At 38.1% G+C, this 24,953-nt stretch carries 24 protein-coding genes and 2 tRNA genes; 13 read left to right on the top strand and 13 right to left on the bottom strand.

Annotated features, from left to right (window positions below; all coding sequences use genetic code 11):
• Nucleotides 1-61 precede the first annotated feature (61 nt).
• Complete coding sequence (locus tag B4Z90_RS15820) at nt 62-1,108, bottom strand: 3-oxoacyl-ACP synthase III family protein (protein ID WP_112375497.1); 1,047 nt, start codon at nt 1,106-1,108, stop codon at nt 62-64.
• A gap of 78 nt (nt 1,109-1,186) precedes the next feature.
• Here B4Z90_RS15820 and B4Z90_RS15815 point away from each other — a divergent pair, with 78 nt between their 5' ends.
• From B4Z90_RS15815 to B4Z90_RS15805, 3 genes are all read left to right on the top strand, one after another.
• Nucleotides 1,187-1,468, top strand: a complete 282-nt coding sequence (locus tag B4Z90_RS15815; RefSeq protein ID WP_046671971.1) for an ATP-dependent Clp protease adaptor ClpS — start codon at nt 1,187-1,189, stop codon at nt 1,466-1,468.
• 99 nt (nt 1,469-1,567) lie between these two features.
• Nucleotides 1,568-4,009, top strand: coding sequence for a TonB-dependent receptor domain-containing protein (locus B4Z90_RS15810; protein ID WP_204990851.1), 2,442 nt, complete (start codon nt 1,568-1,570; stop codon nt 4,007-4,009).
• Nucleotides 4,010-4,076: 67 nt separating this feature from the next.
• Nucleotides 4,077-4,886: a 3-keto-disaccharide hydrolase gene (locus B4Z90_RS15805; RefSeq protein ID WP_083295832.1), complete on the top strand. Its 810-nt coding sequence runs from the start codon at nt 4,077-4,079 to the stop codon at nt 4,884-4,886.
• Between the two features lie 32 nt (nt 4,887-4,918).
• On the opposite strand, the gene B4Z90_RS15800 is transcribed toward B4Z90_RS15805, so the two are convergent.
• Nucleotides 4,919-5,623, bottom strand: coding sequence for a YjjG family noncanonical pyrimidine nucleotidase (locus B4Z90_RS15800; protein ID WP_286766924.1), 705 nt, complete (start codon nt 5,621-5,623; stop codon nt 4,919-4,921).
• A 213-nt stretch (nt 5,624-5,836) separates the two neighbouring features.
• On the opposite strand from B4Z90_RS15800, the gene B4Z90_RS15795 reads away from it, so the two are divergent.
• From B4Z90_RS15795 to B4Z90_RS15770, 6 genes are all read left to right on the top strand, one after another.
• Nucleotides 5,837-6,712 carry a sensor histidine kinase gene (locus B4Z90_RS15795; protein ID WP_070563141.1) on the top strand — a complete coding sequence of 292 codons (876 nt, stop codon included), beginning with the start codon at nt 5,837-5,839 and terminating at the stop codon, nt 6,710-6,712.
• Nucleotides 6,702-7,409 (top strand): response regulator transcription factor, encoded by a 708-nt coding sequence (locus B4Z90_RS15790; protein WP_070563139.1) that lies wholly within the window; start codon nt 6,702-6,704, stop codon nt 7,407-7,409. The genes B4Z90_RS15795 and B4Z90_RS15790 overlap by 11 nt, the downstream gene beginning before the upstream one ends.
• A 10-nt stretch (nt 7,410-7,419) precedes the next feature.
• Entirely contained in the window at nt 7,420-7,938 is a 519-nt protein-coding gene (locus B4Z90_RS15785; RefSeq protein WP_236560284.1) for a hypothetical protein, read from the top strand.
• Nucleotides 7,938-8,975 carry a uroporphyrinogen decarboxylase gene (gene hemE, locus B4Z90_RS15780; protein ID WP_070563136.1) on the top strand — a complete coding sequence of 346 codons (1,038 nt, stop codon included), beginning with the start codon at nt 7,938-7,940 and terminating at the stop codon, nt 8,973-8,975. Before B4Z90_RS15785 ends, hemE begins: the two co-directional genes overlap by 1 nt.
• A 171-nt stretch (nt 8,976-9,146) precedes the next feature.
• Nucleotides 9,147-9,686, top strand: coding sequence for a CopD family protein (locus tag B4Z90_RS15775; protein ID WP_070563133.1), 540 nt, complete (start codon nt 9,147-9,149; stop codon nt 9,684-9,686).
• 76 nt (nt 9,687-9,762) lie between these two features.
• On the top strand, nt 9,763-10,656 hold the full coding sequence (locus B4Z90_RS15770; protein ID WP_070563131.1) for a DUF4476 domain-containing protein: 894 nt from the start codon (nt 9,763-9,765) through the stop codon (nt 10,654-10,656).
• Between the two features lie 21 nt (nt 10,657-10,677).
• Here the strand turns inward: B4Z90_RS15770 and B4Z90_RS15765 are convergent, their stop codons facing one another.
• From B4Z90_RS15765 to B4Z90_RS15750, 5 genes are all read right to left on the bottom strand, one after another.
• Nucleotides 10,678-12,111 carry an NAD-dependent succinate-semialdehyde dehydrogenase gene (locus tag B4Z90_RS15765; protein WP_070563128.1) on the bottom strand — a complete coding sequence of 478 codons (1,434 nt, stop codon included), beginning with the start codon at nt 12,109-12,111 and terminating at the stop codon, nt 10,678-10,680.
• A gap of 77 nt (nt 12,112-12,188) precedes the next feature.
• Nucleotides 12,189-12,584, bottom strand: coding sequence for a thiol-disulfide oxidoreductase DCC family protein (locus tag B4Z90_RS25225; protein ID WP_369012010.1), 396 nt, complete (start codon nt 12,582-12,584; stop codon nt 12,189-12,191).
• 141 nt (nt 12,585-12,725) lie between these two features.
• The gene (locus B4Z90_RS15760; RefSeq protein WP_070563122.1) at nt 12,726-13,940 is read right to left on the bottom strand and encodes a bifunctional 3,4-dihydroxy-2-butanone-4-phosphate synthase/GTP cyclohydrolase II; all 1,215 of its coding nucleotides are present in this window, start codon (nt 13,938-13,940) and stop codon (nt 12,726-12,728) included.
• A 71-nt stretch (nt 13,941-14,011) separates the two neighbouring features.
• Nucleotides 14,012-15,496 (bottom strand): LptF/LptG family permease, encoded by a 1,485-nt coding sequence (locus B4Z90_RS15755; protein WP_070563119.1) that lies wholly within the window; start codon nt 15,494-15,496, stop codon nt 14,012-14,014.
• Nucleotides 15,497-15,598: 102 nt separating this feature from the next.
• Nucleotides 15,599-15,976, bottom strand: coding sequence for an START-like domain-containing protein (locus tag B4Z90_RS15750; RefSeq protein WP_070563117.1), 378 nt, complete (start codon nt 15,974-15,976; stop codon nt 15,599-15,601).
• A gap of 66 nt (nt 15,977-16,042) precedes the next feature.
• Between B4Z90_RS15750 and B4Z90_RS15745 the strand changes: the two genes are divergently transcribed.
• The 3 genes from B4Z90_RS15745 to B4Z90_RS15735 all read left to right on the top strand — a co-directional run bounded on the left by B4Z90_RS15745 (nt 16,043) and on the right by B4Z90_RS15735 (nt 18,535).
• Nucleotides 16,043-16,116 (top strand) — tRNA-Met (locus tag B4Z90_RS15745).
• Between the two features lie 293 nt (nt 16,117-16,409).
• Nucleotides 16,410-16,483, top strand: a tRNA-Met gene (locus B4Z90_RS15740).
• A 135-nt stretch (nt 16,484-16,618) separates the two neighbouring features.
• Nucleotides 16,619-18,535: a peptide-N-glycosidase F-related protein gene (locus B4Z90_RS15735; protein WP_159333396.1), complete on the top strand. Its 1,917-nt coding sequence runs from the start codon at nt 16,619-16,621 to the stop codon at nt 18,533-18,535.
• A gap of 94 nt (nt 18,536-18,629) precedes the next feature.
• On the opposite strand, the gene B4Z90_RS15730 is transcribed toward B4Z90_RS15735, so the two are convergent.
• The 3 genes from B4Z90_RS15730 to B4Z90_RS15720 all read right to left on the bottom strand — a co-directional run bounded on the left by B4Z90_RS15730 (nt 18,630) and on the right by B4Z90_RS15720 (nt 21,629).
• Nucleotides 18,630-20,309, bottom strand: a complete 1,680-nt coding sequence (locus tag B4Z90_RS15730) for a hypothetical protein (protein ID WP_159333395.1) — start codon at nt 20,307-20,309, stop codon at nt 18,630-18,632.
• A gap of 1 nt (nt 20,310) precedes the next feature.
• Nucleotides 20,311-21,087 (bottom strand): ABC transporter ATP-binding protein, encoded by a 777-nt coding sequence (locus tag B4Z90_RS15725; RefSeq protein WP_070563110.1) that lies wholly within the window; start codon nt 21,085-21,087, stop codon nt 20,311-20,313.
• A 158-nt stretch (nt 21,088-21,245) separates the two neighbouring features.
• Nucleotides 21,246-21,629 carry a hypothetical protein gene (locus B4Z90_RS15720; RefSeq protein WP_070563107.1) on the bottom strand — a complete coding sequence of 128 codons (384 nt, stop codon included), beginning with the start codon at nt 21,627-21,629 and terminating at the stop codon, nt 21,246-21,248.
• 195 nt (nt 21,630-21,824) lie between these two features.
• Here B4Z90_RS15720 and B4Z90_RS15715 point away from each other — a divergent pair, with 195 nt between their 5' ends.
• Nucleotides 21,825-22,085 (top strand): hypothetical protein, encoded by a 261-nt coding sequence (locus B4Z90_RS15715; protein ID WP_070563105.1) that lies wholly within the window; start codon nt 21,825-21,827, stop codon nt 22,083-22,085.
• Here the strand turns inward: B4Z90_RS15715 and B4Z90_RS15710 are convergent.
• The 3 genes from B4Z90_RS15710 to tsf form a co-directional block, all read right to left on the bottom strand.
• A complete protein-coding gene (locus B4Z90_RS15710; RefSeq protein ID WP_286709741.1) occupies nt 22,082-22,903 on the bottom strand; it encodes a helix-turn-helix domain-containing protein in 822 nt (273 codons plus the stop codon). The genes B4Z90_RS15715 and B4Z90_RS15710 overlap by 4 nt on opposite strands.
• Nucleotides 22,904-23,042: 139 nt before the next feature.
• Nucleotides 23,043-23,912 carry an SDR family oxidoreductase gene (locus B4Z90_RS15705; RefSeq protein WP_286802732.1) on the bottom strand — a complete coding sequence of 290 codons (870 nt, stop codon included), beginning with the start codon at nt 23,910-23,912 and terminating at the stop codon, nt 23,043-23,045.
• Nucleotides 23,913-24,094: 182 nt separating this feature from the next.
• A complete protein-coding gene (gene tsf / locus B4Z90_RS15700) occupies nt 24,095-24,931 on the bottom strand; it encodes a translation elongation factor Ts (RefSeq protein ID WP_070563096.1) in 837 nt (278 codons plus the stop codon).
• Nucleotides 24,932-24,953: the final 22 nt, after the last annotated feature.

The following is a 24,953-nucleotide window of genomic DNA, read 5'->3' as shown; positions in this document are numbered from 1 at the left end:
TGGAAATATATAAAAAAGGTGATAATCGAAAGATTATCACCTTTTTTATATATGCTATTTTTTACCATCGAATTAAGGCTGAACCCCACGTAAATCCTGCTCCAAAAGCTGCCAAACATACGAGATCACCGTCTTTAATCTTTCCTTCTTCCCAAGCCTCGCATAGTGCTATCGGTACAGAGGCTGCAGTGGTATTACCATATTTCTGAATATTGTTGAATACCTGATCCTCCCTTAATCCAAGTGTTTTCTGTACAAATTGCGAAATGCGAAGATTGGCCTGATGTGGAATTAATAAATCGATATCATTAGTTTTTAAATTATTTTTTGCTAGCGCTTCATGAATAACCTCAGGGAATTTGACAACAGCTTTTTTGAAGACGGCCTGTCCATCCATATTTGGAAACGCAGTCCCATCTTCGAGCATCTCCTTGGTCATCAATAATCCCCCCAATTCTTGGTCCGGCCAATCGGGCATTTTATCCAGCCAAATTCCACTGGATGCACCGGGATAATACATAGCTAGCTTTTCGGCATCGTCTCCGTCTGAATGTAAGTGCGTGCTCAGGATTCCTTTGCCGTTTTCGGCTGTGGGTTGCACAACCACTGCTCCGGCACCATCGCCGAAAATAACAGAAACGGCTCGTCCTCTCGTAGAAAAGTCAAGTGCAAAAGAGTGTTTCTCCGAACCAACCACTAGCACATTTTTGTACATCCCTGTTCTGACAAATTGATCGGCAATAGAAAGTGCATATATAAAACCTGAACATTGGTTTCTAATATCCAGTGCCCCGACCTCCTTCATCTTCATTTCCCGTTGCAGTAGAACGGCGCAGCCCGGGAAATAATAATCTGGCGATAAGGTGGCAAAGATGATGAAGTCGACATCTTCAGGTGTAATATGGGCTCGTTCGATAGCAATTTTAGCGGCTTCGACCCCCATAGTGGTGGTGGTTTCGCCTATTCGGTCTGCATATCTACGTTCTTTAATGCCAGTTCGTTCTTGAATCCATTCGTCACTGGTATCCATAAAGCGTGTTAGGTCATTATTGGTATATACATTTTTTGGAACGTAATAGCCAATTCCTGCAATTTTTGACTGTAACATAATAAATTCCTCTAATTGATTGTATTCTTCCCTTTTATATTATCGTTAATTTAGAAAAAAATATTCTATTTTTGCAGCATGGGTACCCAAACTGCTGAAGAAACCTTTACGTTAGAAGAGATATTAGCCTCTGTGAAAGAGTCTAATCGACTCATTTTGTGGAATGATGAAACCAATACGTTTGAACATGTGATTCATTGTCTCATCTATCATTTACAATATACCGAGAAGCAAGCTGAGAAGATTGCCTGGAAAGTACACACTGAGGGGAAATGTGCTGTATTGGAAGGCACCTATACGGAGATGGAAATCTATCGTAAAATTCTGAAAGCCGAGGGATTGACTGTTTCTGTGGAGTAATTTACTATTCTTTTGTTACCGTAATAATATGGTTACGCTTCAGTTTTGTCTATAAGTTTTAGTTTTCTTTGCACTATAACATATAAACTAAGCTGAAGCATGTTTTTTTACGCTAAATCGTTTAAATCTTTCTTATTTGTATTTTTTTTACCTGTTGTCCTTTTTGCTCAAACAGGTCAAATCAAAGCTATTTTAGTTGATAGCGAAACCTCTAAACCTATTTCATCGGCTAGTGTCGCGCTCTTGGACGCCCATAGTAACGTTCTTGTTAAGGGGGGACAGTCTGTATCCCAAGGATTCCTTTTGTTGTCTGATATTAAACCTGGTAAATATATTGTCCGTATCACTTATGTTGGCTACGAAACACAAACTATAGATAGTATAGCGGTCTTAGGGGGTAAAAGTAAGGACTTAGGTCGAATTGCTTTGAAACCTACGGGTAATATGTTGAATGAAGTTGTTATTGAAGGACGAGCTCCAGCCATGCAGATTGGTATAGACCGTAAAATCTTCAATGTAGGTGAGAGTTTGGTCAGCGCGGGTGGAACAGCGACTGATGTGCTTGCTAATGTTCCCACTTTGCAAGTTGATCAGGATGGATCGGTCAGTTTGCGTGGATCAAGTAGTGTGAAGATTTTAATCGACGGCCGGGAGTCTGCTTTAGCAGGAAATGATGTAACTTCTTTGCTTCAGAGTCTACCTGCCAATTCAATTGAAAAAGTTGAAGTCATCACAAATCCATCCTCTAAATATGATGCAGAGGGCCAAACTGGGATTATCAATATTGTTTTAAAGAAAAATATTCGAACAGGGCTGAACGGATCGATAAATACATCCGCTGGTTCTTATGATAATTATATGGCTGGTATAACATTGAATTATCGTGATCGGAAATTCAATTACTTCGGATCCTATAACTTCAATAAACGAAACATGTTGGGAAGTGGGAAAACGGACAACACGTTTTTTGGTGATAGCACGCGTAATTATAGCGAATCCGAATCGTCAAGAAAGGGCAATAGCCATACGGTAAAAGCTGGGTTTGATTATAATATGTCAGATCGAACTTCATTGAGTTTTTCGGGTAATTTAAGTATACGTGATAACAAGCGAATAGAGGACTTGAATTATGAGTTCTTCAAGCAATCGCAGATGACAGGAACGAGTGTTCGAAATTCAACGCAATTTGAGGACGATCTGGGTTATGAATTAAATGCTGATTTTAAACATCAATTTAAGCGAGAAGGAGAGGAGTTGACGGGGAATGCAAGTTATGGAAGAGACAAGGAAGATGGTACAAATGATTTTTCTCAAAATTATACCGATGGACGGAAGGCCACTTCACGGAAGAATGTTACGTCTGAGGATGGCAAGAATATCAACCTTCAATTAGATTATGTTTTACCTTTCTCTGAAGTAAGCAAATTTGAGGCGGGTTACCGTTCTCAAATCAGAAAGTCATTTGATACCCAGTTTTCCAGATCACTCGATTCTATAGGTAACTATGTGCCAGATTATAGAATCAGCAACGATTTTGATTTCACGAGTACAGTCCATGCGATCTATGCGAATTATCAAAATAAATTAACGGATAAAATTGGCTATCAAATCGGACTACGTGGAGAACAATTTGAGCTGAAGTCTACCTATTTCTCCAAGGATCCAGCTGCTGTGGAAACGGAATCCAATGCTAAACAGAAATTTTTCAGGTTATATCCAACACTGTTTTTAACCTACGATGTTGGTGAAAATGGGGATAAAGTTCAATTTAGCTACTCGCGCCGTGTTCAACGGGCTCGTGGTTGGCAAGTTAACCCATTTTTAAACGTATCCGATGATTTAAATTATCGTCAGGGAAATCCGAATCTGAAACCGGAAGATGTGCACAGTTTGGAAATGAGCTTTGCCAAAACCTTTGGTAAAGTAAACCTCATATCTTCGGCTTATTTCAATCACGCAAGTGAGGTTATTCAGCCATTTGTTTACAAGATAGAGGATGGAAGAACATACAGTAGATGGGAGAATATGACCAGTCGTAATCTTTCGGGTTTTGAGTTTATTTCAAAGATCAACGCAACGAAGGATTTTGACTTTACATTTAATCTCAATTTGATCCACATTCAGTATAATGCAAACCCGGACTATGATATTAAAGAACGAAATGATTTCGCTTATAATGCTAATCTGACCGCTAATTATCGTTTTACGCCAACATTTTCTGCACAAGTGCGCGGCGAGTATAATTCTTCCCGTGTAATGGCTCAGGGACAGATGAATGCAATGAAAGGTATGGATCTGGCCTTGAAAAAAGATGTGTTTAAGAAGAAAGCTTCAATTATGTTGAATGTTAGAGATGTATTTAATTCGCGGAAAATGAATGGTGTGACAGAAACCTCTCAACTTATATCCAATTTTGAGCACCGTTGGATGAAGCGGATGGTAACTTTATCACTTTCCTATCGGTTTGGTAGCCAAGATTTAAACAAATCAAAGAAGAAAGAGTCAAATACAAATGAAATGGGCGGTGGAGAGGAATATTAAAAAATATTCCTCTTTATACACTCAAATGCTTAAATTTAATTTTAAAACAAACCTAAAACTAAAAAGAATGAAGTTATTAAAAACAGTTCTTGCGGTATCGGTGATTGCTTTTTCAGCACATCTTAATACTGCCGTAGCGCAAGCAAAAAAAGAGGTTCCTGCTTACAAAATCTTAGATTTACCTCGTGTAGATATCAAGAAATTTAAAAAGAATAAAGCTGGAGCCTATGTTATTTTTGATGGTACTTCGCTGGAAGGCTGGAGAGGATATGATAAGACCGTAGTCCCGAAAAGATGGGTAATTAATGAGGGGGCGATCAAATTTGATAGCCAGGCTAATGTTGGTAAAGAAGAAGGCGGAGATTTGGTCTTTGCTCATGATTTTAAGAATTTCGAATTGGAGATGGAATGGAAAGTTGCTAAAGGAGCAAATTCGGGTATCTTCTTTTTAGCGAAGGAAGTGGAAGGACAGCCGATTTATATCTCGTCTCCAGAATGCCAGGTCCTGGACAATGAAAACCATCCTGATGCTAAAATGGGGGTAGATGGAAACCGTAAATCGACTTCATTGTACGATATGATTCCTGCCAAGCCGCAGAATGGTAAACCGTATGGCGAGTGGAATAAGGTTAAGATCAGAGTAAACAATGGCAAGGTCGAGCATTTTCAAAATGGTGTAAAGGTTGTTGAATATACATTATGGGATAAGTCGTGGATTGATTTATTGCAAAAAAGTAAATTCAGTGAAGAAAAATGGCCTTTGGCTTTTGAATTGTTGAGCCATGTTGGTGGCGATAGCAAATCAGGGCTTATCGGTCTTCAGGATCATGGAAATGATGTCTGGTTTAAGAATATTACCGTTAAGGTTCTAAAATAGAAAAAGCAGCTTTAAGCTGCTTTTTCTATTTGCTATAGTATCGATTGTAACTCTTTTAAGTCGATAATCATATGTGATACATCGTCCGGTTTTTCAATAACATTTGGGTTAAAGAAAATGGCATCCATGCCTACATTTACGGCTCCACGGATGTCGGCATCCAGGTTATCTCCAATCATCAGTGATTGCTGCGCCCGAGCTTGAGCAGTCGTCATAGCGAACTCAAATATTCGGGGGTCCGGTTTATTCACGCCGATGACTTCCGAAATAAAAATATGTTTGAAATATTTGCTGAGGTTGCTCTTTTCCAGTTTGGTCTCACAGGCCTCTTTAAAACCATTCGATATCAGGTGAAGATTGTATCTTTCACCCAAATAAGCCAAGGTTTCATGTGCATGTGGAAACAGATTTGTTTTTTTGGGACAGATAGCGAGGTATTCCAGTTCGAATTCTTCAGGAAACAACTCCGGATCGACACCGAGCTCAGTAAAGGTGTCGGCAAAGCGTGCTTTCCTGAGTTCTGGTTTTGATATCTTTCCGTGATGATAGAGCCCCCAAAGGCGATGATTGTTAACCGTATAAGTTTCTATAAAACGAGTGGATGACTCTTGATTGAACAAGTGATCAAACTTGTATTTAAAATATAACTCGTGCAGACTTTCTTCGGCATTTTTATCAAAATCCCATATGGTATGATCCAGGTCGAAGAAAATGTCTTTTTTCTCGTGATTAAACATATACAAAATTAAAACAAATTAATTTTAAATTCCAAGTCAGTTGGGTTAGCTAGTGATGAAATTAAAGGTCACTTTTAGCGCTATCGGGTCTCCGATGGTTTATATGAGTCTGTTTGGTGATTTTAGTCTTATTGCGAATCGGTTAATTTTCTTCTTTGTGTCATAATCCTCCGGATATTTCCAAATACATAGGTGAATACCTATTTTTGTCACATGAAGAAAGCGCTGTTACTCTTTTATTTTCTATTGTTCTATGCGGTTATGCAACTGATATGGTGGGGGGTGATGTTTATTCGTTTTGATCCGAGTAAAAAGAACATGATCATAGGGGAGGGAATATTCTTCTTGATTATTTTCTTGTGGGGTGCATGGCGATTGAAGCGACTGGTTGAAAGGGAGCAGAAACTGTTGCAGCAACAGCAGAACTTTCTTTTGGCTATCACACATGAACTTAAATCGCCGTTGGCTTCTGTCAAATTGTATATTCAAACGATTTTGAGACGTGATCTTGACAAGGAGCAACAACAAACGTTCTTGAGAAATTCGCTGAAGGATATCGAGCGTTTGGATGATCTGGTTGAAAATGTATTGATGACAACCAAGTTGGACAGCCGTAACTACAGTATGCCGAAAGAGGATTTTAATTTTACTGCTTTGGTAGAACAGGTTGTGGATAGACTTCAAAAGAATTCCTGTAGTTCGCAAGTCTTGAAACCTTATTTGGAGTCGGATATCATTATTCATGCTGATAAGTTTGCGATTAGTAATGTGGTTACTAATCTGATAGAAAATGCCATTAAGTATTCACCGGCATGTGCTATGGTGGATGTGAAATTATATACGGAGAATAATAAAATAATTTTTTCTGTTGCTGACCATGGTATCGGTATCAGTGATGAAGAGAAAAAACTTATCTTTAATAAGTTTTATCGCGTGGGAAGTGAGGCAACACGAAAAACCAAAGGTACAGGTTTGGGGTTATATATCGTGAAAACCGTATTGCAGAAGCACGACGCGACCATAAAAGTTAAAGATAACACTCCTAAAGGGAGTATTTTTGAAGTAACATTTGAAAGAAATGCAAAGTAAACAAAGAATATTACTTGTCGAAGATGAAGAACACTTGTTAGAAGCTATCAAGTTGAATCTCGAAATGGAAGGTTACCGTGTTACTACGGCTACCGATGGAAAAAAAGCACTAAAAGTCTTCAAGGAGGAACGTTTCAACTTGGTGGTTTTGGATGTGATGATTCCCGAAATAGATGGATTCCAAGTAGCTGAAACTATTCGACTGCAAAACACTGAAGTTCCTATCATGTTTTTAACTGCGAAAAATAGCAGTGAGGATCGAATTACGGGTCTTAAGAAAGGGGCGGATGATTATTTGGTAAAACCTTTCAACTTAGAAGAATTGATCCTTCGCGTTGGAAATTTGGTGCGTCGTGGCATGAAACCGGATGATTTGAAAGAACTAAATTCTTATCAAATCGGTGATAAAACGATCTATTTTAATTCGTATGAGCTACATCATGCGGATGGCACGATCACTTCTTTGACAAAGAAGGAGACTATGCTGTTGAAACTGTTGATTGAACGACGTAATGAGGCAGTATCACGGGAACAAATATTGGAGACCGTATGGAATTACGATGTTTATCCATCTACGCGTACCATCGACAATTTTATCTTAACCTTCCGAAAATATTTCGAACCAGATCAAAAGCATCCGATTTATTTCCATTCTATCAGAGGTGTTGGTTATAAGTTTACCGACAATAACGCATAGGTAGAAAGAGATGATGACAATCAAGGCTAGAATAGCCGTTATTTTTATTGCTGCATTATTTTTGGGCTATGGCTTATACCAGGGGCATTATCAAACTGCTGTGCTGATAGCGGGTGGAATAGGCTACTTGATTTGGAGTCATTTTAGAGAAGGGTCCGTTTTTTTGGCAACGCAGGCTTTTCATAGACAAGATTATGAAAAGGCAAAAAACTTACTTGCTGAGATAAAGAATCCGGATGCACTTCGTAAAGGCAGGCGCAATTTCTATGAATTTATGATGGGAAACATTGCGCTTAAAGAGGAACGCGTCGATGAGGCTGAATATCATTTTCAGCTAGCTTCGCGTCTGCCTTGGAAAAAAGATAATGAAAAGGGTATGGTTATGATTAATCTAGCAAATATAGCGCTGCGAAAGTTGGATTATGAAAGAGCTAGAGCTTATACAGATGTTGCCAATAAGCTACATCTGACGGCTAGGCAGAACAGCATTATTACAAAAATAGAAAACGAAATTTCAAAACATTTATAGTGAGTACTACTTTACAAAACGACTTATTGATTAGAGCTGCGTTCTCGCAGCAAACGGAAAGACCTCCTGTGTGGATGATGCGTCAAGCTGGACGCTTTATGAAGGAATATTGGGATATCAAGAATAAATATTCCTTTTTGGAGATGTGCAAAACACCAGAAATTGCTGCGGATGTCACTATGCTCCCAGTAGATTTGCTAGGCATTGATGCCGCTATTTTATTTTCTGATATTTTAGTTACAGCTGAAGCTATGGGAGGGGATCTGTCCTTTGAGCAAGGTGTCGGTCCTCGTTTTTCTAATCCTGTTCGCTCTGTAAAGGATGCTGAAGCTTTGTCTACCAACTGTTTGGATAAATTGCAGTATGTTGCTGATGCAATCAAGGTCATTCAACAACGTCTTGACAGCCGCATCCCTTTGATTGGTTTTGCGGGCGCACCATTTACAATTTTAAGTTATTTGGTTGAAGGTGGATCTTCAAAAGATTTTAAGTTAACGAAGTTGATGTTGAACAATCAGCCTGAGTTAGCACATCTGATCCTTCAAAAGATTGCAGATGTAACGGTTGAATATCTTAACATGCAGATTGCAGCCGGAGTAAATGCAATTCAATTATTTGATAGCTGGGCCTTGGCCTTATCTTGGAATGATTATCGTGATTTTTCGCATTATTATAATAAGCAGATTATTGCGAAGTTGAACCGTAAGGATATTCCAGTCATTTCCTTTTGCAAAGGATCTTCTGTTTTTGCACCAATGATGGTCGAAGCGCAACCTGATGTTGTTTCTATCGATTGGAATGCAGATTTAAAAAATATTAAACAATCTCTGCCGCAGGGTATTGCTGTTCAAGGGAATTTGGATCCATTTGTTTTGTATGCAGATAAACCTGTTATCAAAAAGAAGATTATCGAACTATTTGAGCGCATGAGAGGTGAAAATGGTTTTATTTTCAATTTGGGTCATGGTATTATGCCGGATATTCCTTTTGATAATGTAAAATATGCCATTGAGGTTGTAAAGGAATTTAGCTATTAGTTTGCTATCCACTTCAACAACAAAAACGACTTGCCTCTGGCAGGTCGTTTTTGTTGTTACATGCTACAATCTCGTGTTTTTGATAGTGTTCTTTTGTATAATGGATGTAAGATTTGTGCAATTGATGTTTGGACGTATTGATTGCTCTTAACTTTTCTTATTTTTGTACCTATGGTCTATTTATATGCAAAAGCAGTTCATATTATCTTTGTGATTTGTTGGATGTCAGGTCTGTTCTATATGCCTCGACTCTTTATATATCATACAGAAGCTAAGGACAAGAGTCAGGAAGCATTTGATGTTTTGCATAAAGAATTCAGTAAGATGGAAAAATTACTGTGGTGGGTAATTACTACTCCTGCGATGTACATCACAGTCTTTTCTGCACTAGTTATGTTATGGTATTCTCCTGGCTTATTATCCATGGGGTGGATGCATGTAAAACTGACATTCGTTCTGGGAATGATAATTTATCATTTTACCTGCCAGAAGATTATGTTCAAATTAAGCCGTCAAGAATCCAAATTAACCTCAACAAAACTCCGTTTGTTTAATGAGGTCGCGACAGTTTTATTATTTGCGATTGTTTTTACTGTTGTCTTAAAGTCAGCCCTGAATTGGATATTTGGTGTTTTGGGGCTCTTAATTTTATCCATCGCTTTAATGATGGCCGTAAAACTTTATAAGAAGTACCGGAACAAGAAAGCATAACAAAATGTTAAATTCGTCTGGTTTCTTAATCCTTTTTTATGCTGTGTAGTCGAAAGATTATAAATTGAATCGGATTATGTACAGGAAAATTTTGGTGACGGTCTCGTTGCTTATTGTCGCAACGGCTGGGTTCGCGCAGCGATACAGACCTTTTGGAGGAGCATTAAATATCTATTCTACTGATGTTCCATTTTTTCTTTATATCAACAACGTTTTGTATAACAATAGAGCTTCCACGGATATCAGGGTCCCCAATTTGACGAGTCGTCGTTATGATCTGCGTATTGTGTTTGCTGATAGGCAGCAACGAACGTTGAACGGTAGCGGCGTGCAACTTGTCAATAGAAATGGACAATATATGAATGTTGTATTTTCTGTCAGTAGCAGACGTGGAAATAGGGGGATTATCTTGGAGTCCATGAATCCTGTTGATCGGTATAACAACGGTAATTATCGTGAGGATTTACCTTATACTAACCGGGACGGATATCGCAATGAACAAGGTAATGATCGATACAGACAATCAGAAGATCGTGACGATTTGCCAGACAATAATCGTGAAGGATATAACAAAGGATGGAATAATGATCGATATAGGCAATCAGGAGACGATAAGGTTTATCGCGACGGTGTAGCGAATCAAAGAGGATATGCTGAAAATGAAGATAATGATCAGTCTGATAACGGAGTAATGAATAAGACGAATTCTAATCGATTGAACGATCTATTGAATCAGAAGGAAAACGATCAGGATAGGCTTGCTGTAGCTGCTCAGGAATTAAAAAGTATGCGCCTAAGTGTTACTGAAATTGTTGATTTAATGGAACTTTTTATACGAGATGATAATAAACTGGCTTTTGCCAAATATGCTTATCCGACCTGTGTGGATAAACAGCATTATGAGAGAGTAGGGGATGCCTTATCGTTCAGTTCAACCCGGGAGAAGCTAGTGGATTTTTTAAAAAAATAAAAGGAGCATTTTGCTCCTTTTTTATTCACCGCCGAAGCAGATATATTTTAATTCCATATATTCATCCAAACCGTGTTTAGAACCTTCACGACCTACACCAGATTTTTTTACTCCACCAAAAGGAGCTGCTGCATTTGAAATAAGACCTGTGTTAATACCTACCATGCCAGCTTCTAGCTGTTCAGCAACACGAAAACAGCGATTTATATTTGTACTATAGAAATAGGAGGCTAGGCCAAATTCAGTAGCGTTGGCCATTGCTATTCCATCATCTTCTGTTTTGAAACTGAAAAGAGCGCAAATAGGACCAAAAGTCTCCTCGCGGAATATAAGTGCTTCTTTCGGGACGTTGGTCAGGACAGTTGGTTGGAAAAATAGGTCTTTGATGACCTTTCCTCCTGTAGCCAATTCGGCACCATGATTTAACGCGTCTTGCACATGATGCTGCACTTTTTCTAGCCCTTTTGTATTGATTAATGGACCTACCTGGACGCCTTTGTCAAGTCCATTGCCAACTTTCAATTTACTGACAGCATGGCTAAGTTTCATCGAAAACTCATCATAGACTTCTTCTTGGATTAGAAACCTATTGATGGAAACGCAAGTTTGCCCTGAGTTTCTAAATTTTCCGGCAATAGCTCCTTCGACTGCAGCATCAATATCCGCATCGTTAAAAACCAAAAAAGGAGCATTACCACCAAGCTCCATAGACACTTTTTTAATGTTAGAGGCTGATTGTTCTATGAGTGTTTTTCCGACTTCGGTTGAGCCTGTGAAAGATAGTTTTCGTATGAGGTTGTTCGTAGCGAGTTCTTTGCCGATACCAGCACTATCTTTTCCAGTAATCACATTAAAAACGCCTTTTGGAATCCCAGCATCTTCAGCCAGTTTAGCCAAAGCTATAGCAGAAAATGGTGTTTGAGATGCCGGTTTTAGCACAATGGTACAACCAGATACCAAAGCTGGAGCAACCTTTCGGGTGATCATCGCTAAGGGGAAATTCCAGGGTGTAATTGCAGCAACAACTCCGACCCCTTGCCTAATTGTAAGCATTCTAGTTCCTTTTTTTTGAGAAGGTATCGTCTCACCATAGGCCCTTTTTCCTTCTTCTGAAAACCATTCTACGAAGGAACTACCGTAGTCAACCTCTACCCTCGATTCGCTAAGGGGTTTGCCACTTTCTAAGGTCATGATTTCCGCTAGATCGTCTTTATATTGCTGAATAAGATCGTACCACTTTCGGACGGTGTTGCATCGTTCCAGTACAGTTGTGTTTTTCCAGCTTTTCCACGCCTTGTCAGCATCAATTATGGCTTTAGTACAGTCAGCTACTTTTAGATCTGGCAACGAAGCAATAACTTTCCCTGTTGCAGGATTTACCACATCAAAGGTGTGTTTTGACTTGATAAATTTCCCATTGATATAGGCACTGTCAATTAAAAGTGTATTTTTCATCGATGTAAATTTAATTGTCACAAGTATAATTAGAAGATTTCTGAACTAAACTTCACTTCAATATGATCGTTGTTTGTTCAAATGAATCTCTCTCGCTCAGATTTTGACGGTATTGTGCAAAACTCATTTTTTCCAAACCATCGATAGCGATTTTTAGCAAAATAATCATAGAGCGCATCTCTCCATTTGAGTGGTAAAATCTTCAGTAAATAACATGTCATGTATGGGAAGCCCAATTGCTTACAAATCTTTAAAACAGCTTCACTTTTGAGATAGATACCGGTTGGAGATAGGAAAACAATGGAGTCAGTATTTTTGGGAATATTTGTTAGTGTGGTCCGGGCAAATTCAGACTGCAAAGAACTAAATAAGAATTTCTTTCTGCGATTTATTCTTAATAATAGTTGAACAAAGCGATTACAGATCAAGCAATCACCATCGAAAAAGATGATATATCTCCCTTGTTGTTCCATATTATAAAGTTACTTCTATTTATTGAAAGTACTGCCACAACAAGATCATAAAAGGGAGAGATTTTATCATTAACCGAGTTTAGTCCTCTATGTAAAAAAGGCGGTGTTTCTATTGGAAACACCGCCTTTTTTAATTCCTTTTTATAGGTTTTTCATGATTGTATGTCCCATACGATCCCTTTTGGTTTTTAAGTACTCTTCGTTAAAGGGATTTGCAGTTATTTCAATAGGTACATTTTCTATAATTTCAAGACCATAACCTACTAGGCCAGCACGTTTTGTCGGATTATTTGACATAAGACGCATTTTTGTGACACCAAGATTTCGAAGAATCTGTGCTCCGACACCATAGTCTCTTAAATCTGCTTTAAATCCTAATTGTACATTGGCATCTACCGTGTCCAAGCCATTTTCTTGTAACTTGTAAGCATGTAGCTTATTGATCAGTCCAATACCGCGACCTTCTTGATTCATATAGACAATAACACCTTTCCCCTCTTGCTGGATCATTTCCATTGCTTTGTGCAATTGAGGACCACAGTCACAACGGCAAGAACCAAAAATATCACCCGTAACACAAGAGCTGTGCACCCGCACCAAAATAGGCTCATCTTCATTCCACTCGCCTTTGTAAAGCGCTAAATGTTGTTCGCCAGTGTCTTTTTGTGTAAAGGCTTTCATCTTAAAATCACCAAATTGCGTTGGCATATTAACAGTGACTTCTTCATTGATTAAAGAATCGTGCTTAAGACGGTATTCAATTAGATCTTCAATACTAACGATCTTTAAATCAAATTTTTTAGCAACCTCTATTAGTTCTGGAAGTCTGGCCATTTCACCATCTTCTTTTAGAATCTCAACCAATACACCTGCTGGTTCAAATCCTGCTAATCGAGCCAGGTCAACGGTAGCTTCAGTGTGTCCTGTGCGACGTAATACGCCACCATCTTTTGCTATTAGCGGGAAAATATGTCCTGGTCTACCTAATTCTTCATAATGAATATTAGGATCAATCATTGCTTTAATTGTTTTCGAGCGGTCTGACGCAGAAATTCCGGTTGTACAACCGTATCCCTGTAAGTCAATGGAAACTGTAAAGTTTGTTTCATATACTGCTGTATTCTGTCCCACCATTAGATCCAGATGTAATGCATCTGCTCTTTCTTTTGTAATTGGGGCACACACTAGTCCACGACCATGAGTCGCCATAAAGTTGATGATTTCGGGAGTTGCATTGCGGGCAGCTGTGACAAAGTCTCCTTCATTTTCGCGATCTTCGTCATCCACGACGATTACTACTTTTCCTGCTTGTATATCAGCGATCGCTTCTTCGATCGTGTTTAATTTGAAATCCATTTATTGATATATTGTAATTGGTACAAAGTTAGTGTAGAATCTAAATTTATTTATAATAGCGTTGTCACAATCTAATGTGATTCTTTCAATTTATTCTTTTTTGCAAGCTTTTCCTTAATCCATTTCCAAGCGGCTTCTACTTTTAATTTATATTGATCAATATCAAATAACGCGGAATCTGTCGTTGACTTGTATGTTAGAAAAGCGGCCAATGGTGTTAAGACAATAATGGCCATCCACATGCCAACGGCTGATGATATGGCACCATCTTTAGCTGTTTTTTCTGCTACTGTAGAGATAATGTGATAGATCAGAAAGAAAATGATGGCCATCACCACAGGAAGACCAAGTCCACCTTTTCTGATAATGGCTCCTAGTGGAGCTCCAATTGCAAATAGTAAGAGACAGGAGACAGCTAGGGTAAACTTGCGATGCCATTCAATACGATAACGGATATCTTTCGATTTGTAATCTTTAAATTCAAGTGTACGGCCGTTTAGATCTTCCTTTAAATAATTCAATTGGTTCAGCGCATTCATAGTGATTTGTGCTCGTTGTTCTTGTGGAACGAGATCGGTAAGCAAATTTTTAAAAGGTTTGATCTTAGCCTCTTTGACCTTTGGCTGTCCGGGTTGATTCACACTAAAATATTTCGAATAGATATTATATCGGGTGTCTAATGTACGGACGATTGCCTTTCCCATGCTGTCTATTTTGATATGATTGGAATCGATGTACATGTCTAACTGTTTCAGGTTTAACATGGCATGGTGGCTCTTGAAGAGGTTTTCGTCAGTTTTACCCTGTTGAAAACTTCCCATATCAAACTTTTGCTCTGTTTCCTTAAACTTAAACCGCGTAAATTGCTGGCGTGGATCGTAGGTCTTGGAGTTTTTAGTCCGTGCTTCCTCGTAGCGGATACCATCCTTAAGTTTAAGGATCATATAATTGTTGTCAGGAGAGTTATAGATATACCCTTCTTTGGCCATAAGTACATTATTGGCTGTATTACCGCCACGATGATCATAGATCATCAAGTCATAGAGAATTGTTCCCGCTTTGTTTTTTCCTCTAGCGCGGATTGAGTAACCTGGAATGGTGTTGTTAAAGATTCCGGGTTTGATGAGGAAATCTGCCTTTTTATTACGTACATCAGTAAGTAGCGTACCCATTTTTAGGTTCACTACGGGGAGAATATAATCGGAGAACAGAAAAGAACTTGTTGCGAAAATTGCAACGAGTATAAATAGCGGGGTCATTGCTTTACGTAAAGATACGCCTGCAGCCTTGATTGCAACTAATTCATAGCTTTCACCCAGATTTCCGAAAGTCATAATGGAGGAAAGGAGCATGGATAAAGGCATTGCCATTTGGATTTGAACAACGCATTGATATCCAATTAGCTCCATGATGGTATACCATTCAAATCCTTTTCCAATCAAATCATCAATGTACTTGAATAGGAAAAGCATCAATAAGACAAACATCACAATAAAGAATGTGACAATAAATGGTTTTATGAAAGCTTGAAGAATAAGTAAATGAACCTTTTTCATCCGTGACGCAAAGCAAATTGATGCCTTTACATTAAGGCATCTCCCAACTAAGAAGCTCCTGCTGGAGCCCCTAGTGGAAATATATTGCAAAGATAGGCTTTTTTATGCACCTATAACACTTTGAAGATAGACTATTGAATTTTTCCAAATTAACTTTCTATTTTCAAGGTCTTCTTCTTTAGCATAATCTGTTATCTTAAGAGCAACATCATTCGTTAGCTCGTCTTGATCGATCTCCAGATCGAAATAATAGGGATCATCATCTAGCCATTTAAAGCGTACAGATTTATTTTCTTTTGATGCTACAATTTTTGCTCGGTGAGGTTCATCATCCCAAATGAAAGTATAAACGGTGTCTTTATAGTTTACATCATCTGCAAACCATTGCGCCAATTCGTTTGGTTCTTGCAAATACGGAAATAAAATTCTAGGTGAAGAGTTGATGATATATTCTAGTTGGAATTTTATTTTATCTGCCATAAAAATGTTTTTTTAAATTTTAGTTTGTTTAAATCAAAAATAAGCTATATTTGCATTCCCAAAAATGGCGGGGTAGCTCAGATGGTTAGAGCGTTGGATTCATAACCCAAAGGTCGGCAGTTCGATTCTGCTCCCCGCTACAAATCTCTTCCAAAATTGCTTTTTATTGCATCAACTTATTATTTGTAATAATACATATTTATTTTGTTATTGCAAGTTTTTTTGTAAAAAGTTGCTCCCGTTTTTTAATAAACATGTTGTTTTTTGGGCTGTCAATTTTTTTAAGTTCATTTTCTATTTTTCAATGCTAAATTTATTGAGTTAAAAATGAGTTTGTTGTGTTTAATACAAGTTTTAAATAGGCCAGAATCAGTAAAAAAATAAAAAAATCTTTTGAATTGACATACGAAGTGGTATATTTGCATACCGAAACGGCGGGGTAGCTCAGATGGTTAGAGCGTTGGATTCATAACCCAAAGGTCGGCAGTTCGATTCTGCTCCCCGCTACTAAAAGCATCAATCTTAACAAGATTGATGCTTTTTTTATGATTGCATGTATTTCCTTTTTATCGCATTTCCTTTTTTTCGCTGCTGGCAAGATTACATCTATCTTTGTATTGTTTTATGGATAATATTTAAATAATGAATATAAGACCTATACTAACCCTATTTTGCTTTTTTATCTGCCATCATGTTTTTGCACAACAAGGCACAAAAAGCCACGTCGTTACACATCAACGGAAAACCATTCTATGTGATGCACAGAAAGGCGAGAATTCTTACCCGGCTTGGGGAGTATTTCCAAAAGAAAATTATCCTATACGAAAGGTTACTATGTTTGTTACGCTGGGGAGCCCGGATAGTTTGCGCACGGCGCATTGGGACTATTTGGATCACATCGTATTACGTCGTAAAGGAGGGAAAAATGGACCAGCACTAAATTATGAATTAGGAAGAATGCTTACGCCATATGGTAGTATTTACAATAAGGGATGGAGTTGGAAGTGGCAGGTCGATGTAACTGATTTTGCTCCTTTCTTAAGGGATAGCGTGGAAATTGTCTATACTCATTCTGGTTTTGAGGACAAGACTGTGGGATGGGCACTTACCGTAGATTTTGAAATTTTATCAGGTCCACCAGTTGTTACCCCATTGGGAATAACAACGCTGTGGAATAAAGCCTATAAATATGGGGATGTCAACGAAAAGATAGCAGAAAATCTACTGCCAATAACATATACCTCGAGTGCGGGAGCAGCATTGAGCCGAATACGCATTCAGCATACAGGGCATGGTATGGATAAACCACGTGGCTGTAGCGAATTCTGTAGCCGGTGGCGCGAACTAACCTTCGATGGAAAGACTGTGGACAAACGTGATATGTGGAAGAAATGTGGGGGTAATCCACTTTATCCACAAGGCGGGACCTGGGTACATGACCGCGCATATTGGTGTCCTGGAGATTTACAGCAGCCTGATTTTATTGATGTATTTACTAAAGTTGGTACCCATCAAATTGCCTTACAGATGGAACATTATACAGCGACTGATAATGTGCAGGCTGTCGAAAATATATCCGCTTACTTGTTTCAATATTCTGCCCCTAAGCAAAAAGTTGATGTTGCCGTTGAGTCAATAATGGTTCCAAGTGATGAACAGCGTTTTTCTCGATTAAATCCGGCGAGTGTTGGCCCAAGGATCTCTTTCAGAAATTTAGGTGCTGAGCCGATTCGTACCCTAGAAATTGTTTATGGCACGAAGGGATTCCCTGCCAGAACTTTTCATTGGAAAGGTAATCTTTCTTTTAATCAGGTTGCAGAAGTTATACTGCCTGGAGAAATACAAGAAAGAGATCAGGAGAATGTATTTACGGTATCACTTCTAAAACCGAATGGCAAGTCGGATGCGTGGCCTATAGACAATAAGGCGGAAAGCGTCTTTACCGCGCTGCAGCTATTTCCCACTGATTTTGTTTTGGAGTTTATGACCAATAATAAACCGGCGGATAATCGTATATTTCTAATTAATGCAAAGCAGGATACGGTCTTTCGCAAAAATGGCGCCCAACTGGCTGCGGCAACGATGTATAGAGATACTTTACACCTTAATGATGGAAACCACTCACTCTCTTTGGCCGATACCGCAGGTAACGGACTGCAGTTTTGGGCACAACCTGAAAATGGTGATGGCCATTTACGAATCTTCGATTTGAAAGGAAACCTTATTCATGCTTTTGAAAGCGATTGTGGAAATGGCGAAATGTTTAGTTTCCATGCTAAACGTGGATTTGAGACGGGTCTAAGTTCAACGCAATATGCCTTCTCGCTTTATCCAAGGTCGGTTGTGGATAAGACTCAACTAAGCGTAGTCTCCAATGAACCGAGTGAGATGACTGTGCTTTTTATGGTTGATGGCGTTTTGTGGCAAAAACACGAATACAAATCCATTCAACAGGCTGTGCTGAATTATGATGTGAGTCATTTACCATCAGGAAGAATAATCGTAGAAGTTTTGATGGATGGTATTAGCCAGTTTAAAGGACGAATAAATAAAAGATAACCGGATAAAGAAAAGCGTGAAGATATTTTGTGCTTAGATTTTGAAGAATTTGATAAAAAAAGCTCCATTATGGAGCTTTTTTTCATCTGTTTAATCAATTGTCGTCGTAAGCTAAGCCTTTCCAGTCTTCTCGCTGTAAGTACTTCAGCATTAAAAAGAAGATGAACCATGCAAGTCCAGCTAAGATCCAAATTAGTGTTTCATAGTGGAAAATGGTTTTATGTAAGTATCCCAAAATACCCAATAGACCTAATATCAGTAGATTAGTTATTGCTTTTGAATTGGATTGACTAGCCTTCGAAAACGGATAGCTTTTGACAATAAAAAGCATAATCAGAATACTTTCGATACCGCCAATAGCGGAAGATAATAGCAGATCATTAATAGAACTGAGACCAAATAGTGGTACACAGATAGAAAGAAACAGAATGTTGAACGGTAAAACATATTTGATAAGACATGCTTTAAGAACTCCAGTCATCAGTTGTCCTGGTTTTTGTATGGGAGTCACATGGTAGACCCAGGCCGCTTTATATTTATTACTTTGCGTAATAAGCTGGAAAACGGTTAGTATGGTTAATAACGAAAGATAAAACATAATTATATACAAGCCTGAATCACGAAGCTTCGCTATTTTGCCAGCTATTGGGAGATCATCTCCTGTACGTAGAAATAAAAAAACGAAATAAATAGGTAGATAAGCCAACGAAGGGTATAGCTGTTGCTTAAATTCTCTCGTTTTAGAACTTATCAGCCATACAATGCTAAATCCTGCCTCTTCAACCGGGGATGAGCAAACCTTCGAGGAAATTCTTTTATATAAAGGTAATTGGGATGGATTATTTCGAGTTAATTGTGAAGCTTCATCAGGAAGGCTATCGGCGGTTGCAAGTGCAGCTATTTTCGCATTAAATCCACGTGAAAATAGCTTAGTACAAGCGTAAATACCAGCAAGAGGAGTTAGTATTCCTAATGTTGATAAGACGACCATATGTACACTGTGGCTGCCAAAGAGTAATGGTTGAAATGATGCAATCCAGGTACTTGGGAATATCCAAAGAAATCTGAGCTGTTCCATCGTTAAATGAGATTCTACAATAGATTGAATCAAATTAGGGCCAACATAATAGGATAGGAAAAGAACTAGCGAGAGACCGATCTGTATATAAGTAATTACATCTTTAAACTTTTGTATGGGGAGATATTTGATGCTAATCAGATAAAATCCGTTGACAAATATCAGCGCGATCAATGTGCTTAGTATAAGCTGCAGACATAGAAGAAGGACGGAGACGATATCCCAATTGAAAGATACATAAATAAGCACAGGTAAGGTTAACGCAATTACTTGATTAAAAAGCTTGATTGCAATAAAAGTTATTCGGGAAATAGCTAAAGTCTTATCATTAACTGGTCTGGGCATAATGATATACTGATCCCGAGTATCTAATAGTATGGGCGAAAAATCGGACACCAGTGTAATACTTAACATGCTAATGAAACTGAGTAGCATGATCGAAATGGCTAAGTACCTATCTGGAATCGACAAAATAATGACCATGAATATCAGGCCAAAGATGAGATACAATAAGAATTGTAAAATCGATGACGACGAAGATGATTTTCCCGAGCTACGTTTGCGAAAGCTAATAGGCTTTCGATTATCTAGGATTATTTTGGTTTCTAAGATGATTTTAAACTGTTCATAATTGATACCTAAGCCTTTCCAAACCCCACGAAAAAGAAGGATAAATTTTAAGATAAATTTTTCCATGTTATTGAATTGCTGTAATGATATTGGAAGCGTCCAATGCGCTGCTGCCCGTATTGGTTAATTTAGCAAATATATGCTCCAATGATTCGTTAGGATCTGTTTTTAGTTCCTCAATCGTACCATCCGCAATGATGCTCCCCTGGTTTATCAGTAAGATCCGATCAGATACTTTTTCAACAACGTCCATCATATGTGAACAATAGAAAATTGTTTTCCCTTCTTTTGCAAGTAATGAGATAAGTTCTTTAACAAAGATAACAGCATTAGCATCGAGTCCAGATAATGGTTCATCCAGCACGATAATTTGTGGGTTATGAATAATTCCTGAAATTAAAAGTACTTTTTGACGCATTCCTTTGGAGAAGGTATCCATCCTATTATTTACATTAGATTCAAGGCCAAACGCCGCTAACAGTTTTAAGGAACGTTCCTGAATGACCTTATCTTCCATTCCATAGAGTTTACCTACAAAATCCAGGTATTCCATGGGAGTCAGTACATCATATAATTCTGCGTTTTCGGGAACATATCCCAATAATGCTTTTACTGCAAGTGGATCTTTTTGAATATTGATGCCATTAATTTCTACAGTGCCTGTGAAGTCCTCGATAAGTCCTGTTAATATTTTAACAGTTGTGGATTTGCCGGCACCATTTGGGCCAATATATCCGATAACTTGACCTGGGAATATGTCGAGGTTGATTCCTTTCAATATTTCTTTTTCTCCGTATGACTTTTTTAGGTCAACAATCCGGATGAGAGGTAATATACTTTCCATATCATTATAATCTTCAAAGTAAACTTACATAAAAAATTGGAGTTATAGTTTCCAATTGAAAAGTATATGATACCTAATTTTGAGAAGAAAGTCTTTATTTTAATCAATGGAAAAGGGACCTTCCGGTCCCTTCAAAAATTATGTTATTTTCGGAAAAACTACCTATCGTTTTTAGGATATCCCTCTTCATCGAGATCATCTCTCAAATCTTCTTCGTTCTCGGCTAATTTCTTGTCCAAAGGGGATAAACGTTCATGATCAAAAGTCTCGATTCGCATGTTAGCATTATCTAGATCTTCCTCTTTGAGTTCATCTTGTGTTGCATACTCATCTCCGACAAAAGGATTAGAGTCATCGTATGTTGAATCATCATCAATTGCACCTTCAGCTACTGTATCGTAGTCAGCCGGGTGATCGTAGTCTGGATCGTTGTCATCGACATCCATTTCATAACTGTCAAGTTCTTCATTAAAAGCAAGGTCCTGCTCTTTATCTGGATAATCTTCTTCGACTTTCCCATTTTTACTTTCTTTTTTCGACATAATCCTGCTAATTTTTATTTATCTGTAAAACAGTTCCCGTAAAAAAAAGTTTTTGATTTATCTGTGAAAGCGAATGTTCCAGTGCCACTAGGAGGTCAGGAATGTGAAGATTCTTTTGGAAAGATAAAATCCAAAAAATGGTTAAAGCAGTAAAACAATATAATTATATGTTTGTTTTATTCTAAAATAGGAATTATGATCTTCAAGCGTTTAAATTATCAGACTTTACAGAGTTTACGCCTACAAGGCTACAATATTTTATTGACCATTGGTCGGGCTGAAGATGAGAACCCAATTTATTTCCCAATGAAATTGGAATCTTTTAATTCCAGTAGCTCAAATTTTGACAGTCATGATGCAGCGACCTTTCAAGGAAAGAAGATTCTTATTTTGGATGAAGCCATTCAACGCTCTTTAAATCACGATCTTAATGGTGTAATCCAACTCGATAACTAAGCACTATTTTTAGCTCTTTTATAAGAGCTGGGTGTAATATTTCTTTTCTTCTTATAGAAATTGGTTAGGTGACTTTCATCATTAAATCCGAGTTCTTCTACAATTTGTTTCATCGTGTATCTATTGGATGCTAGTCGCTCCTCAATTAGTTTAATACGAATATCGTCTATATACACTTTGTAGCTTTTTGAATATCTTTTTTTAAAAAAGGCCCCAAAATAATTTGCTGAAATTTGGAACTGATCTGCAATCGACTTGATTTGTAATTTATCCGGGAAATAGATATTTTGCTGTATGTATTGCTCGATCTCTTGAGACAATTCATAAGACTCGTTAATAGGTAGCTCCAGATCTTTCAATATATTTTCTACTAAAGCGAAAAGGGACATTGTCTGGTGGAATATAAAAATTGATGCCGCTTCATGTTCACTCTCATATTGTTGAATTAGCGAAATTACCCGCTCGATCAGTTTTTTATTTTCCTTTTTAAGGGATAGGCTCTTATTTAACAATGTCTTCGAGTTAAAGATATCAACCGGGTTGTGAGTAAGTCTAAAATTTTGTTGTATAAAGTGCAGATCTTTAAAGTAGGAGTTGGAGAAATAGAGTACAAATGCAGTTGTATCTTTTTTTGTCTCAAGTGTTTCGAAATCTTTATTCAAAAAAAGTAAATTCTCTTTGGAAAATTTTAAATTATTCCCTTTCGATACGAGTGTGCCTTCGGTTATATAAACTAACGCAAAATCAAAACCCGTTTTATTGAGTTCTAATTTTTCTTTATGCTTGATTTTTTGAGATTCGAAAGATAAATTCATCATATGTACAGAGTCTATTGGAATAATCGCTACAAACCTAAGAAAAATGGATTAAAGACCTTGCTATTTCCTCTTTTAAACCGGCATGTAATACAGTTGCGTATTCACCATAAAATAAATCATTCGTTATTTTAAACGATTATCAGATGCTTTTTGCATTTCTGGTCATCTGTTCAATAGCATCCCATTGATCTTCAGGAATAATATCCAATCCATTGAACTCACCTGCTCCCTTAAGCCACTCGCCGCCATCTATCGTGATAACATCACCGTTGATATAACTGGCGTAATCGGATACCAGATAGGCCGCGAGGTTGGCCAATTCCTCCAGTTTGCCCAAGCGGCCCAAGGGGATACGTTTGGTAGGCGAGAGAAGTTCGCCTAATTCACCTGGAAGTAGCCGTTCCATGGCACCTGAAGTTTGGAATGGACCCGGAGCTATAGCATTGAGTCTTATCCCTTTTTTTCCCCATTCAACGGCTAACGATCGAGTTAATGCAAGAACTCCGGCTTTAGCTGTTGCAGAAGGAACAACGTAGCCAGAACCCGTCCAAGCATAGGTTGTGACGATACTTAGTATAGCTTTATTATGTTCGTTGGCCTCAATCCAACGCTTGCCCAGTGCTAGGGTATAGTTTATACTACCTTGGAGAACGATACCAATAACAGATTCGAAGGCGCGGTGGCTTAAACGTTCGGTAGGGGAGATAAAATTTCCGGCAGCATTGTTTATGAGTATATCTATCCCGCCAAAATGTTCATATCCACAGGAAACGACGCGCTCGACATCCTCATAATTTCGGACATCTCCAGCTACTGCAAGACATTTCGCCTGATATTTTTCCGACAATTCGTTCGCTGTAAGCTGTATAACATCATCTTTACGGCTCGTGATCAGGCAAGAGGCGCCAAGCTCGAGAAAGTAATCTGTCATGGCTTTTCCGAGGCCTGTACCACCACCCGTAATCAAAATTCGTTTTCCTTTTAACGCGTTTTCCTTTAAAATACCCATATGCTGTCCAGTTTTTATGTATCCTTAAGTTACACAAATTTGAGATAAAATAAAAGTCAAGGCCAGCGGTGAAAAGTAGTTCGGGAATAAATGAAGGAAGAGATATAAACAAAAACAGGAGCCATTCGAAGAATAGCTCCTGTTTTAAAAATTTCCAATTCTGGTAATAGAATGGATTATGCTTATGCGCCCAATTGTACGCGTTTGAAAGCAGTTACAGTTAATCCTTTGGAAACTGAATCCAAGAATTGAGCGATGTTTTTAGAAGAATCTTTTACGAATTCTTGGTTTAACAAAGTTGTGTCTTTGAAGAATTTATTCAATTTACCTTGAGCGATTTTCTCAGCCATTTCAGCAGGTTTACCTTCAGCAATGATTTGCTCTTTAGCAATAGCGATTTCACGCTCGATTGTGTTTTGATCAACACCATCTTTGTCAATTGCGATAGGGTTCATTGCGGCAATTTGCATTGCTACATCTTTACCTGCTTCTTCAGCACCAGCAGCATCAGCAGAAAGACCTACTAATACACCTAAACGGTAGTTACCGTGAATATAAGCGATAACCTTTTCAGCAGTGATAGTTTCGTATTTAGAAACGTCAATTTTCTCGCCAATTACACCAGTTTGCTCGATTAATAAATCAGCGATGTTTTTGCCATCAAGTTCCAAACCTTTTAATTCTTCCAAAGAAGCAGGTTTACTGTTTAATGCAACGTCTGCAATTTTTTCAGCGAAAGCAACGAAGTCTGCGTTTTTAGCTACGAAGTCAGTTTCACAATTAACTTCAACTACGATACCTGATTTACCATCAGCAGTAGCTTTAGCGATGATAACACCTTCGTTAGAGTCGCGATCTTGACGGCTAGCAGCTACTTTAGCGCCTTTTTTACGCAAGTAATCTACAGCAGCTTCAAAGTCACCATTAGACTCAACTAAAGCTTTTTTACAATCCATCATACCAGCGCCAGTTTGTTGACGCAATTTGTTCACATCTGATGCAGAAATTTGTACTGACATGTTTATTTCTTTTTATTATTAT

This window comes from Sphingobacterium sp. UBA5639, assembly GCF_002421245.1.
In the GTDB taxonomy this organism is placed as follows: Bacteria; Bacteroidota; Bacteroidia; order Sphingobacteriales; family Sphingobacteriaceae; genus Sphingobacterium; species Sphingobacterium multivorum.
The sequence above is the reverse complement of the archived record's forward strand: the minus strand, read 5'-3'. Positions and strand labels throughout refer to the sequence as shown.

Excerpts from the sequence above, each read along its gene's own strand:
- B4Z90_RS25225 (WP_369012010.1), bottom strand. The coding sequence starts at position 12,584 with ATGGAACAACAAGGGAGATATATCATCTTTTTCGATGGTGATTGCTTG.
- B4Z90_RS15710 (WP_286709741.1), bottom strand. The coding sequence starts at position 22,903 with ATGATGAATTTATCTTTCGAATCTCAAAAAATCAAGCATAAAGAAAAA.
- B4Z90_RS15785 (WP_236560284.1), top strand. The coding sequence starts at position 7,420 with ATGATGACAATCAAGGCTAGAATAGCCGTTATTTTTATTGCTGCATTA.
- B4Z90_RS15810 (WP_204990851.1), top strand. The coding sequence starts at position 1,568 with ATGTTTTTTTACGCTAAATCGTTTAAATCTTTCTTATTTGTATTTTTT.
- B4Z90_RS15775 (WP_070563133.1), top strand. The coding sequence starts at position 9,147 with ATGGTCTATTTATATGCAAAAGCAGTTCATATTATCTTTGTGATTTGT.
- B4Z90_RS15765 (WP_070563128.1), bottom strand. The coding sequence starts at position 12,111 with ATGAAAAATACACTTTTAATTGACAGTGCCTATATCAATGGGAAATTT.
- B4Z90_RS15760 (WP_070563122.1), bottom strand. The coding sequence starts at position 13,940 with ATGGATTTCAAATTAAACACGATCGAAGAAGCGATCGCTGATATACAA.
- B4Z90_RS15750 (WP_070563117.1), bottom strand. The coding sequence starts at position 15,976 with ATGGCAGATAAAATAAAATTCCAACTAGAATATATCATCAACTCTTCA.
- B4Z90_RS15770 (WP_070563131.1), top strand. The coding sequence starts at position 9,763 with ATGTACAGGAAAATTTTGGTGACGGTCTCGTTGCTTATTGTCGCAACG.
- B4Z90_RS15795 (WP_070563141.1), top strand. The coding sequence starts at position 5,837 with ATGAAGAAAGCGCTGTTACTCTTTTATTTTCTATTGTTCTATGCGGTT.
- B4Z90_RS15815 (WP_046671971.1), top strand. The coding sequence starts at position 1,187 with ATGGGTACCCAAACTGCTGAAGAAACCTTTACGTTAGAAGAGATATTA.
- B4Z90_RS15820 (WP_112375497.1), bottom strand. The coding sequence starts at position 1,108 with ATGTTACAGTCAAAAATTGCAGGAATTGGCTATTACGTTCCAAAAAAT.
- B4Z90_RS15725 (WP_070563110.1), bottom strand. The coding sequence starts at position 21,087 with ATGGAAAGTATATTACCTCTCATCCGGATTGTTGACCTAAAAAAGTCA.
- B4Z90_RS15800 (WP_286766924.1), bottom strand. The coding sequence starts at position 5,623 with ATGTTTAATCACGAGAAAAAAGACATTTTCTTCGACCTGGATCATACC.
- B4Z90_RS15805 (WP_083295832.1), top strand. The coding sequence starts at position 4,077 with ATGAAGTTATTAAAAACAGTTCTTGCGGTATCGGTGATTGCTTTTTCA.
- B4Z90_RS15705 (WP_286802732.1), bottom strand. The coding sequence starts at position 23,912 with ATGGGTATTTTAAAGGAAAACGCGTTAAAAGGAAAACGAATTTTGATT.
- B4Z90_RS15720 (WP_070563107.1), bottom strand. The coding sequence starts at position 21,629 with ATGTCGAAAAAAGAAAGTAAAAATGGGAAAGTCGAAGAAGATTATCCA.
- B4Z90_RS15730 (WP_159333395.1), bottom strand. The coding sequence starts at position 20,309 with ATGGAAAAATTTATCTTAAAATTTATCCTTCTTTTTCGTGGGGTTTGG.
- tsf (WP_070563096.1), bottom strand. The coding sequence starts at position 24,931 with ATGTCAGTACAAATTTCTGCATCAGATGTGAACAAATTGCGTCAACAA.
- B4Z90_RS15735 (WP_159333396.1), top strand. The coding sequence starts at position 16,619 with ATGAATATAAGACCTATACTAACCCTATTTTGCTTTTTTATCTGCCAT.
- B4Z90_RS15755 (WP_070563119.1), bottom strand. The coding sequence starts at position 15,496 with ATGAAAAAGGTTCATTTACTTATTCTTCAAGCTTTCATAAAACCATTT.
- B4Z90_RS15790 (WP_070563139.1), top strand. The coding sequence starts at position 6,702 with ATGCAAAGTAAACAAAGAATATTACTTGTCGAAGATGAAGAACACTTG.
- B4Z90_RS15715 (WP_070563105.1), top strand. The coding sequence starts at position 21,825 with ATGATCTTCAAGCGTTTAAATTATCAGACTTTACAGAGTTTACGCCTA.